Origin of the sequence: Streptomyces sp. C, assembly GCF_000158895.1 — a bacterium.
Lineage (GTDB): Bacteria > Actinomycetota > Actinomycetes > Streptomycetales > Streptomycetaceae > Streptomyces > Streptomyces racemochromogenes.
Window position 1 is genome coordinate 3,345,059 of the sequence record NZ_GG657750.1, and the last position, 10,482, is coordinate 3,355,540.

Consider the following 10,482-nt stretch of genomic DNA (forward strand, 5'->3'; position numbering starts at 1 on the left):
GGCGCCGCAGCCCGAGGAACAGCCCCACACCCTCCCGGCGCCCGTTTCCGCAGCCCGTTCCGGCACCGCAGCCCGAGGCGCAGCCGGCCCCGGCCCCCCGCCGCGGAGGTTCCGGCGCCGCGTCCGCCGCACGGCAGCCAGCCGGAGCGGCCCGCGCCCGCGCCGCTCCCCGCCCCGGAGGTCGTCCGCCCGGCGGACCAGCCCCCCGCGGCCCCGGCCGGCGACCTCCCGGTGCACCTGCCCCCGGCGTCCGGTCCCGCCCCGGCGCCGGCCCCCGAGGCGGCCCCGCCGGCCTCCGTCCCGGCTCCGGCCCGGGCGGCCGCACCGGAGCTGGCGGCAACCGGAGCCGGCGAGGTCTCGGCCATGGCGGCCCTCGCCTCGGCCCTGATCCTCGGCGGCTCGATTCTGTACCGCAGGTCCCGTACCGACTGACATCGGCTGAAATCGACTGACCGGGAATACCGGTAATCAGAAGAAATACCGGCCGGAGAATCCCCTCTCGGATTCTCCGGCCGCTTCCGTGCGCCCGGCCCCGCGTTTCCGCAGCGGCCGGTAATCGTTACGCAGGTCGAAAGCGGCGCGAGGGTCGCCGCCGGCACCTCTGTCCACGAAGAGAAAAGGATTTTCGATAATGAAGCTTTCCAAGGCCGCCGCTGTCGTCGCCGGCTCCGTCGCCGCGCTCGGGGCGGCGGCCCCCGCCTTCGCGGCGGAGGCGCCCGCCGGTCCCCCCATGAGCCTGTCGGCCGGATGGAACACGGCGCTGAGCGCCGTCGAGCCCGTCGTCGCCTCGGCCCCCGAGACCCTGGGCATGGCCCTCGCCGAGCAGGGTGACACCGTGAACAAGGTCGTCGGCGCCGCCGACGGCGTCAACAAGCTCCGCAACAACGCCCCCGGCGAGGTGCTGGGCCTGGCGAACGGGGCCACCAAGGCCTCCCCGCTGCTCGGCGGCGTACAGCTCAACGGCGGCCAGCACTGAGCAGCCCGGGAACGACTGTGGAAGCCCCCGTCGATGCCGGGGGCGCCCACAGTCGTTGGTGCTGACCGATACGTACGTCAGTCGTTGATGCAGACGTTGCCGAACGCGGGGTTCAGCGCGCCGATGATGCTCACGGAGTTACCGCAGACGTTGATCGGAACGTGGACGGGGACCTGGACCAGGTTGCCCGAGAGGACACCGGGGGAGCCCACGGCCGCGCCCTCGGCCGCGGCGTCGGCGGAGGCGGCGCCGGCGGCACCGGCGACGGCGAGACCAGCGGAGGCCAGGGCCACAGCGGCCTTCTTGGCAGTGTTCATGGGAAGTGCACCTTCTCTTCGATGTCCTGCCCCGATCCGGGGCTCACACGAAGCGAAACGGTCCAGCTTCCCCGACGACACGGCCACGGCCCAAAGAGGACCCGAACCAGACCTGTTCAGCCCAATAGTCGTAACCATGCCGCCGGCCGGACCCCGCCGCCGCCTAGCTGCGGATGGGGATGTCGGGGATGTCGGGCACATCCGGGATGTCGGGCAGTTCGGGGATCACCCCGGTGGCCGGCAGCGCGGGGGCCGCCGGGGTGGCCGGGACCGCCGGGGTGGCGGGGACGGCCGGGGTGGCGGGGACGGCCGGGATCGCCGGGAGGTTGACCGACGGGAGGCCCTCCGGCAGCTTGATCTCCGGCAGCTTGATCTCGGGGAGCTTGACCTCCGGGATCTTGATCTCGGGCAGCTTGACCTCGGGGAGCTTCACCCCGCCCAGCAGGCCCGTGAGGGAGCCCAGCAGGTCTCCCAGGGTCTTGGTCAGGCTGGCGAGGAGGTCGTCGATCGGGCCGGCGGCGACCTGGTCGGGGACGGCCTGCTTGACCTCCTCCAGCCGGTCGATCCGCTCCTGCACGGCGGCCGCCCGCTCTTCGACGGCCGCCGCGGCGCCGCCGTCGGCGGCCACCGCGGGGGCGGCCGCGCCGGACAGTATGACGACGGCGAGGGCCGACGGGACGAGGACGCGGAGGCGGGACGGCTTCGTGCGCATGGGGGCTTCCTTCGGGTGGTCGCGAAAACGGACGGGAACAATCCGATTCCTCACCCACCGTGCGGACCCCTTCTACGGAGCGCAACACGATCTTGAGCGGCGGCGGGGGCCCTGGGGCTGCGTACGGGCTTCGCGCAGGCGTCCGCAGCCGTCTCACCCGGACCGGGGAAATCGCCGCCCCGAACGGGCCGATCGAGTGAAGGAGCGGAACCAACCCCTCGGAGAGCCGGTTGATCAGGGCGCTCCACAAGCGGGCACTCGTGCGACAAAAGGATCAATGATGCTCAAGAAGATCATGGCCGCCGCCGCGGTCACCGCCGCCGCCGTCGGTGCGGGCGCCGCTCCGGCCATGGCCATCGGCAACGACAACGGGATCAACACGGTCAACGGCAACGGTGCCCAGCAGATCTACGGCAACCAGAAGACCACCGGTGACATGAGCCCCCAGCTCGGCCTGGTCCAGGGCACCCTCAACAAGCCCTGCATCGGCCTGCCCGCGAAGGTCAACGCGCAGTCGATCCTCGCCCTGCTCAACATCGGCGTCCAGGACATCAACGTCCTGTCCAACCCGCAGAACCAGCAGTGCACCGAGAACTCCACCCAGGCCAAGGGCGACGAGCCGCTCTCGCACATCCTGAGCAACATCCCGGTCCTCTCCGGCAACCTCTCGGTCGGCAGCTGATCCCCTCCGCTCGGCCCTTCCGGTCAGGGCGCGCACCGGCGCCCGTGGAGCGAAGTGACGCGGTGACGAAGTGACGAGGGCCCCGGCGGTGACCAGCCGCCGGGGCCCTCGTTCGCGTACGCCCCGCCGCGTCTCCCGGGTCAGCCCGTCCAGAAGTCCCACCAGCGGGTCAGGACCAGCATGCCGATCACCCCGGTGTGCAGGGCCGGCGGCGCCCAGGCGAAGTCGGTGAACAGGGCCCGCAGCGGGCCGGGGGCGGGCAGGTCGCCGGTGCGGACGTTGCGGGCGGTGACCGCCCAGAACATCAGCAGGGTCGCCACCCACGCCAGGCAGCACCACAGGCACAGGGCGTTGATCTCGTACAGCGACTGCACCATCAGCCAGGCGCAGAAGCCGGTGCCGAAGAGCGTCCCGGCGTTCAGTCCCAGCCAGAACCAGCCCCCGTAGCGGGCGCCGGCCAGCAGGCCCGCGCCCACGCACATGACGACGGCGTAACCGGCCAGCCCGAGCATCGGGTTGGGGAAGCCGAAGGCGGAGGCCTGCTCGCTCTGCATGACGCTGCCGCAGGACACCACGGGGTTCAGACTGCAGGCGGGCTTGAAGTCCGGGTCCTCCAACAGGAGGAACTTGTCCAGGGTGATGACCCAGGAGGCGAGCAGCCCGGCCGCCCCGGTGACCACCAGCAGCCAGGCCGGCCCCCGGGAGGCGCCCGGTTCGCCCTCGGGGCGGATGCGGGGGCGGCCCTGCTGGCGGGGGACGCCCATCGTGTTCGTTGCCATACCGCCCATGCTCCCGCGCAAGGTGACGGACCGCCGCGAACCCGGGCCATCCGTACCCAACTTGACCTGAAGGTGTGGCGGGAACCCCTGATGCTTCCCGGACGTTTTACCGAATCCCGGACGTGATGTCAGCACCAGGGGCTACGTTGTGCTTCCGCGAAGTGACAAGCAGCGACGGCCTGGAGACCCACCTTGAGCGATCCGTACGAGACAACCGAGGCGCACCTCGAGCGACTCCTGGGCCGCGCCCTCAACTCCTTCGACCTGCCGGACAGGTTGGTCGAGCGCCTCGGCACGGCGCTCGCCCACAGCTCCTCGCTGTACACCACCCACCACAGCCCGTCGGCGGGGCTGTGGCGGGAGACCCACCGGCACACCTACCTGCTGCCCGACGGGGAGGCGGCGTCCCTGTGGGAGCTGGCCTACCGGCTCGGGGGCGACCGCGGCACCCGGCACGAGGTGTTCGAGAGCAAGGCCGAGCTGGGGCTGGCGGTGGCCCGGCTGTTCGGCGAGTCCCCGGCGGAGCCGGTGCTGCCCGAGGCCCCCGGGCCGGGCGACGGGGACGGCGACGGGGACGAGGGCCTGGAGGGTGATCTGGCGGTGCTGAGCGCGCTGTTCGCGGCCCCCTCGCCCCAGCAGCGCCGCCGCGAGTACACGGTGGAGCAGTCCGCCGACCACGCCCGGCGGGTGCTGCGCCGCGCGGAGAACGCCGACCGGCCGGGCGAGGCGGTGGCGGTGCTGCTGCGCTCGGCGTACGCGCACCACATCACGCAGGCGTTCGGCGGCCGGCAGTGCCTGGCCGACGGGCGGGACGCCGGTTTCAGCCTGTACGAGCACGCCTTCGTGCTGCTGGACGGGAGCGAGTTCAGCCTGTGGGAGGTCGAGCACACGGCGACTCCGGACGGGCGGCACATGTGCGAGGTCTACGACAGCGAGGCCGCCGCGCGCGGGGCGATGGAGGTGCGGGCCCGGGTCCGCTGACGCGACCGTCAGCGGGCGGACAGCGGGAGGTCCAGCGGCAGGTCCCGGGTGATGCGGACGGCCTCGGGGCGCAGGTCCGCCGGGCCCGGCATGACGCTGCCCGGCAGCTGTACGGAGGCCGCGCCGTGGGCGAAGAGCCGAGGCGAGGGCGGCCCGGGCCGGTGCCCCCGGCGGTCAGGAAGCCGGCGAGGGCGGCGTCGCCGGCCCCGAGTCGCTGCGGACCGCGGCGACCGGGGCCGTGCCGTGGTGGGCGCCGTCGGCGGTGACCAGGAGCTGCCCGTGCGCGCCGAGGGAGGCCAGGACCGCGCCGGCGCCGCGTCCGACGAGCTCCTCGGCGGCCTTGACCGCGTCGCCGAGGGTGGCCAGCGGGCGGCCGACGGCTTCGGCGAGCTCGGCTGCGTTCGGCTTGACGACGTCGGGGCGGGCGGGCAGGGCCGCTGCCAGGGCGGGGCCGGAGGTGTCCAGGGCCACGCGGGCGCCGGTCTCCCGGGCGCGGGCGACGAGTTCGGCGTACCAGCGGTGGTCCAGGCCGGGCGGCAGGCTGCCGCAGCAGGCGACCCAGTCGGCCCCGGCGGAGCCGCGGACGGTGTCGAGCAGGAGCCCGGACTCCTGGGCGGAGAGCTCCGGGCCCGCCGCGTTGATCTTCGTGAGGGTGCCGTCCGGTTCCACGACGGCGATGTTGGAGCGGGTCAGCCCGGCGATGGAGACGGCGGTGACGTCCACGCCTTCGGCGGTGAGCAGTTCCAGGAGCAGGGTGCCGGCGGAGCCGCCCAGCGGGAGGACCGCCGTGGTGGAGCCGCCCGCCGCCGCGACGGCCCGGGAGACGTTGACCCCCTTGCCGCCGGGGTCGACCCGCTCCCCGGCGGCCCTGAGCACCGCGCCGCGCTCCAGCGAGGGGACCTCGTAGGTCCGGTCGAGGGAGGGGTTGGGGGTGACCGTGAGGATCATTGCGAGCCGCCTGTGGGTTCGTGTCCGTTCGATACCGGATTCCGCCGTTCCTCCCCCACCCTACGCAGAGATCGGGGGAAAACAAAGAAAAACGGACATACCCGCTCGATTGAGCGGGCATGTCCGGACGACGTCCCGGCGGCGGCCGGAGGCGTCAGTGGGCGCCCTCCACGGCTCCCTCGCGCTCCGCCATCGGGACCTGCCGGCGCGGCAGCACGAACATCACCGCGAAGATCACCACGAGGACCGCCACGACCCACCACAGCGCGCCGCGGAAGGCCTCCGCGTACGGCACTCCGAGGATCCGGTCGTCCTCGATGGACCCGAAGAAGACGACGGAGGTCAGCGCCAGGCCGAGCGCGTTGCCCATCTGGCCGGTGGTGTTGATCAGCCCGGACGCGGAGCCCGCGTGCTCGCGCGGCACCTGGGAGAGGATGGTGTCGTTCAGCGGGGCGACGATCAGGCCCATGCCGACGCCCATCACGATCAGCGGGGCGGCCATCTGCCAGGAGCTGATCCCCATGCCGTAGCGGTCGGCCTCCCAGATGTAGAGGAGCAGGCCCGCGGCCATGACCAGCGCACCGGCCTGGAGCACCTTGCGGCCGAAGCGCGGGACGAGCTTCTCGACCGAGACGCCGGCCGCGACGGAGACGGCGATGGAGAAGGGGATGCCGGTGCTGCCGGCGTGCAGCGGGGTCCAGCCCAGGCCCATCTGCATGTACAGCGTCCAGACCAGGAAGAAGATGCCCGTCGCGAGGCCGAAGGCCAGCTGGACGGTGACGCCGCCGGCGAAGCTCTTGATCCGGAAGAGGGAGAGCTCGACGAGCGGGGAGCCGTCCTTCTTGATCTTGTACTTCTCGTAGCCGATGAAGACGGCGAAGACGACCGGCGACGCGATCATGCAGACGAAGCCCCAGAGCGGCCAGTCGTTCTCCCGGCCCTGGGTGAGCGGGTAGATCAGCATGACCAGCGCGAGCGTGGCGAGGACCACGCCCACCAGGTCAAGGCGCAGGGCCTTGGGGGCCTTGGACTCGGAGATGAACGCGCGGCCCAGGAGCACCGCGGCGATGCCGACGGGGAGGTTGATCAGGAAGATCGTGCGCCATTCGAGGCCGAACAGGTCCCACTCGGTGAGCAGCGCGCCGAGCATGGGCCCCGAGACCGCGCCGAGTCCGACGATCGCGCCGAACATGCCGAAGACCTTGCCGCGCTCGTGCGGCGGGAAGGTGACGTGGATGATCGCGAGGACCTGCGGGACCATCAGGGCCGCCATGGCGCCCTGGAGGAGGCGGGAGGCGACGAGCATGGACGGGTCGGGGGCGATGCCGCAGAGCAGCGAGGCGACGGTGAAGCCGGCGACGCCGGCGAGGAAGAGGCGCTTGCGGCCGTAGATGTCACCGAGACGGCCGCCGGTGATCAGGCCGGCGGCGAAGGCGAGCGCGTATCCGGCGGTGATCCACTGGATGGCGCTGGTCGATGCGCCGAAGTCCTGGCGCATGCTGGGTATCGCGATGTTGACGATCGTGACGTCGACCAGGTCCATGAAGGACGCGGTCATGACGATGGCGAGCGCCAGCCAGCGGCGGCGGTCGCCCGGGGCGGCGGCGTCGCCGGGGGCGTCGGGTGCGGGTGCTGCTGCGGCGGGTGCGTTCCGCTCTTCTCGGACGGGCCCGTTCTCTCTTTCGGGCGATGCCATGGACGTCTCGGTGCTCATGGAGAGAAACCTAGAGGGGATGTAGGCCAGGACGTGTCCTATTTACCTGGCAATCTTGAAGTATGAACGACACCCCCGGCCGGCTGCTCACCCTGCTGTCCCTGCTCCAGACCCCGCGCGAGTGGCCGGGCAGCGAGCTGGCGGAGCGGCTGGGGGTGAGCCCGCGGACCATCCGGCGGGACATCGAGCGGCTGCGCGACCTGGGATACCCGGTGGAGGCCACGCTGGGCGCGGTCGGCGGCTACCGGCTGGTGGCGGGGGCGGCGATGCCGCCGCTGCTGCTCGACGACGAGGAGGCCGTGGCGATCGCCGTGGGGCTGCGAGCGGGGGCCGGGCACGCCATCGAGGGGGTCGAGGAGGCCTCCGTCCGCGCCCTGGCGAAGCTGGAGCAGGTCCTGCCGGCGCGGCTGCGGCGCCGGGTGGGCGCCCTGCAGTCGGCGACGGTCGCGGTGACCCGGGGCGACGGGCCGAGCGTGGACCCGCGGACGCTGACGGCGATGGCCGGGGCGGTGGCGGGGCCGGAGCGGCTGAGGTTCGCGTACCGGGCGCGGGACGGGGTGGACTCGCGCCGGCTGGTGGAGCCGTACCGGCTGGTGAGCACCGGCAGCCGCTGGTACCTCGTCGCCTACGACCTGGAGCGGGAGGACTGGCGCACCTTCCGGGTGGACCGGGTGAGCGAGCCCTTCGCGACGGGGGCGCGGTTCACGCCGCGGCCGCTGCCGATGGAGGCGGCCGAGTTCGTCCGGCGCGCGCTGCGCGGTGAGCGGACGTACCCGGTCGACGTGTCCTTCGCCGCGCCGCCCGAGGAGCTGCCGGCGTGGCTGCGCGAGGCGGCCGCGGCGGAGGGGGGCGGGGCGCGGGTGCGGTTCGAGAGCGGGGACGCGCCGGAGTGGCTGGCCGCCCGGATGGCGCTGACGGGGCTGGAGTTCACGGTGCGCGGGCCGGCGTTCCTGGCGGAGGCGGCCGGGGCGCTGGGTGCGCGGCTGGCCCGCGCGGGGGCCTGAGCGCGGGGCGCTGGGTGCGCGGCTGGCCCGCGCGGGGGCCTGAGCGCGGGGCGCTGGGTGCGCGGCTGGCCCGCGCGGGGGCCTGAGCGCGGCCGGGCAGGGGGGAGCCCCGGCGCCGGGGGGGGTTGGCACCGGGACTCGTCCGGGGAGGGAGCGGGGCGCGGGCGGCGGGCCGGTCAGGCCACGGCGTCGAAGCCGGTGTCGCGCGCCATGCGCTTGAGCTCCAGCAGGGCGTGCTTCTCGATCTGGCGGATCCGCTCGCGGGTCAGGCCGTGCTGCTTGCCGACCTCGGTCAGGGTCCGCTCGCGGCCGTCCTCGATGCCGTAGCGCATCTTGATGATGGAGGCCGTGCGCTGGTCGAGCTTGCCGAGGAGGTCCTCCAGCTCCTCGCTGCGCAGCAGGGAGAGCACGGACTGTTCGGGCGAGATCGCGGAGGTGTCCTCCAGCAGGTCGCCGAACTGGGTGTCGCCCTCGTCGTCGACCGACATGTTGAGGCTGACCGGGTCGCGCGCCCAGTCCAGGACGTCGCCCACGCGCTTCTCGGTGGAGTCGAGTGCGGCGGCGATCTCGGCGTGCTCGGGGTCGCGGCCGTTCTCGCGGTTGAACTCGCGCTGGATCCGGCGGATCCGGCCGAGCTCCTCCACGAGGTGGACGGGGAGGCGGATGGTGCGGGACTGGTCCGCGATGGAGCGGGTGATGGCCTGGCGGATCCACCACGTGGCGTACGTGGAGAACTTGAAGCCCTTGGCGTAGTCGAACTTCTCGACGGCGCGGACCAGGCCGGCGTTGCCCTCCTGGATGAGGTCGAGCAGGGGCAGGCCGCTGCGCGGGTAGCGGCGGGCGACGGCCACGACCAGGCGGAGGTTGGACCGGATGAAGACTTCCTTGGCGCGCTCGCCTTCGGCGGCCAGGGCTTCCAGCTCCTCGCGGGCGGGCAGCTCCCCGTCGCGCTCTATCTCGCCGTCGAGGATCTGCCGGGCGTACACGCCCGCCTCGATGATCTGCGAGAGCTCCACTTCCCTGGCGGCGTCGAGCAGCGGGGTGCGCGCGATCTCGTCGAGGTACATGCCGACCAGGTCGCGGTCGACGATCTCCCCGCCCGCAGCGCGGGCGCTGCTCGTGGACTGACGACGGGCGACGGCGCGGGTTGCCATGCGTGCTCCCTTGCGATGCGATGAATCGGTCGCGGTGCGTCCTCGGACACTCTTCCGAGTGCCCGCTTCCGAAAGGAAACAACGACTGGAATCAGGACAGAATTCCCACGCCGGTCTCCCTTTTCCGAGATCTTGCAGTATCCTGCCCCGCCGCCCCTCGGAACCGGGGTGGCGCCCTCCTGCGAGAACCCGGGAACGCGCAGGTCAGGCCGGTCCTGGTGGCCGGTCCGGAGGTGCCCGCGGAGCCGTGCGGCGACGGCGTCCGTGAGACCGCCGTCACATCCGGCACCCCCGGTTGGAGCCCGGCGCGGCGCCGCCCGTGGGCGCGCTCCCACCCTGAAGACGGGCCGTACCGGCTCCTGGTTGCCTGGACTGGCGATCGAATCGCTGGAAACACGACATGGGTGTACATATCACCCCACGGCGGCGAACGTCGGCGAACGTGTGTCGTACGTTCGTCCGTCCGGGTGATTCGGCCCTCGTCCGGGTGAAGCACGGGCATATTCCTACGGCATGCCACATTCCGGCCGTAGCGTGCCGGGGGTGATCGCACACATCCCGCGGCCGTCCGGCACCGCGGCGCCGACGAGCGCCGGTCCCGCAGCAGACCCCGAAGCAGACCCCGAGCTCGACGAGGCCCTCTGGCGGGCCTGGCAGGCCATCGACCCGCCCGAGACCTTCCGCGTCGAGATCGTGGAGGGGCTGATCGAGATGTGGCGGGTGGGGCGGCCGTTCACGCACGCCCTCACCGCGAACCGGCTGCGGTCCCGGCTGGCCGCCCACCTGGCCGGGGGCCCGTACGCCCCCTACATGGCGATGTACGTGGTCGGCGGCTACCAGGCCTGGGCGCCGGACGTGCTCCTCGCGCCGGACGACCTCACCGGGCACGCCGCCCGGGGGGAGCTGGGGATCAGGGCGTCGAGCGTTCCCCTGGTCGCCGAGGTCGTCGCCCCGGGACCGCAGGACGTCGCGCGGGACCGGGTCCGCAAGCGCCGCGCGTACGCCCGGGCCGGGATCCCGGTGTACGTGATCGTCGACGACTACGACGGCCACGGCACGGTCAGCGTGCTGACCGGCCCCGTCCCCGACGAGGCCCGGTACGCCGGCGAGGTGCGGGCCCCGTACGGGACCGCGGTGGTCGTGCCCGAGGGGCCGGCCCGGGGCTTCGTGATCGGCGAGCAGGTCACCGGGCCGGCCCGCGTCACCTAGGGCCTG

Annotated in this window: 10 protein-coding genes and 3 pseudogenes; 7 read left to right on the forward strand and 6 right to left on the reverse strand. The window is 73.0% G+C overall.

Annotated features, from left to right (window positions below; all coding sequences use genetic code 11):
• Positions 1–432 (forward strand): annotated as a pseudogene (locus SSNG_RS42965) (hypothetical protein); the annotation flags it as partial.
• A 199-nt stretch (positions 433–631) separates the two neighbouring features.
• Positions 632–976 carry a hypothetical protein gene (locus SSNG_RS14825; protein ID WP_007264649.1) on the forward strand — a complete coding sequence of 115 codons (345 nt, stop codon included), beginning with the start codon at positions 632–634 and terminating at the stop codon, positions 974–976.
• Positions 977–1,053: 77 nt separating this feature from the next.
• Here the strand turns inward: SSNG_RS14825 and SSNG_RS14830 are convergent, their stop codons facing one another.
• Together SSNG_RS14830 and SSNG_RS43800 are read right to left on the reverse strand one after the other, a co-directional pair.
• Positions 1,054–1,293: a chaplin family protein gene (locus SSNG_RS14830; protein WP_007264650.1), complete on the reverse strand. Its 240-nt coding sequence runs from the start codon at positions 1,291–1,293 to the stop codon at positions 1,054–1,056.
• A gap of 163 nt (positions 1,294–1,456) precedes the next feature.
• On the reverse strand, positions 1,457–2,005 hold the full coding sequence (locus SSNG_RS43800; RefSeq protein ID WP_050779629.1) for a hypothetical protein: 549 nt from the start codon (positions 2,003–2,005) through the stop codon (positions 1,457–1,459).
• A 280-nt stretch (positions 2,006–2,285) separates the two neighbouring features.
• Between SSNG_RS43800 and SSNG_RS43805 the strand changes: the two genes are divergently transcribed.
• A complete protein-coding gene (locus tag SSNG_RS43805; RefSeq protein WP_042803547.1) occupies positions 2,286–2,687 on the forward strand; it encodes a rodlin in 402 nt (133 codons plus the stop codon).
• Between the two features lie 140 nt (positions 2,688–2,827).
• On the opposite strand, the gene SSNG_RS14845 is transcribed toward SSNG_RS43805, so the two are convergent.
• Positions 2,828–3,466 carry a vitamin K epoxide reductase family protein gene (locus SSNG_RS14845; RefSeq protein ID WP_042801036.1) on the reverse strand — a complete coding sequence of 213 codons (639 nt, stop codon included), beginning with the start codon at positions 3,464–3,466 and terminating at the stop codon, positions 2,828–2,830.
• A 192-nt stretch (positions 3,467–3,658) separates the two neighbouring features.
• Between SSNG_RS14845 and SSNG_RS14850 the strand changes: the two genes are divergently transcribed.
• Positions 3,659–4,447, forward strand: a complete 789-nt coding sequence (locus SSNG_RS14850) for a DUF6227 family protein (protein ID WP_007264654.1) — start codon at positions 3,659–3,661, stop codon at positions 4,445–4,447.
• 8 nt (positions 4,448–4,455) lie between these two features.
• Here SSNG_RS14850 and pfkB read toward each other — a convergent pair.
• Positions 4,456–5,395, reverse strand: a pseudogene (gene pfkB / locus SSNG_RS14855) (1-phosphofructokinase).
• A 154-nt stretch (positions 5,396–5,549) separates the two neighbouring features.
• Positions 5,550–6,953, reverse strand: a complete 1,404-nt coding sequence (locus SSNG_RS14860; RefSeq protein ID WP_277752164.1) for an MFS transporter — start codon at positions 6,951–6,953, stop codon at positions 5,550–5,552.
• A gap of 218 nt (positions 6,954–7,171) precedes the next feature.
• On the opposite strand from SSNG_RS14860, the gene SSNG_RS14865 reads away from it, so the two are divergent.
• Positions 7,172–8,113, forward strand: a complete 942-nt coding sequence (locus SSNG_RS14865; RefSeq protein WP_007264657.1) for a YafY family protein — start codon at positions 7,172–7,174, stop codon at positions 8,111–8,113.
• Between the two features lie 176 nt (positions 8,114–8,289).
• On the opposite strand, the gene SSNG_RS14870 is transcribed toward SSNG_RS14865, so the two are convergent.
• On the reverse strand, positions 8,290–9,267 hold the full coding sequence (locus SSNG_RS14870) for a sigma-70 family RNA polymerase sigma factor (protein WP_007264658.1): 978 nt from the start codon (positions 9,265–9,267) through the stop codon (positions 8,290–8,292).
• A 260-nt stretch (positions 9,268–9,527) separates the two neighbouring features.
• Between SSNG_RS14870 and SSNG_RS43810 the strand changes: the two are divergent.
• Positions 9,528–9,635 (forward strand): annotated as a pseudogene (locus tag SSNG_RS43810) (GNAT family N-acetyltransferase); the annotation flags it as partial.
• 175 nt (positions 9,636–9,810) lie between these two features.
• Entirely contained in the window at positions 9,811–10,476 is a 666-nt protein-coding gene (locus SSNG_RS14875) for a Uma2 family endonuclease (RefSeq protein ID WP_007264659.1), read from the forward strand.
• Positions 10,477–10,482: the final 6 nt, after the last annotated feature.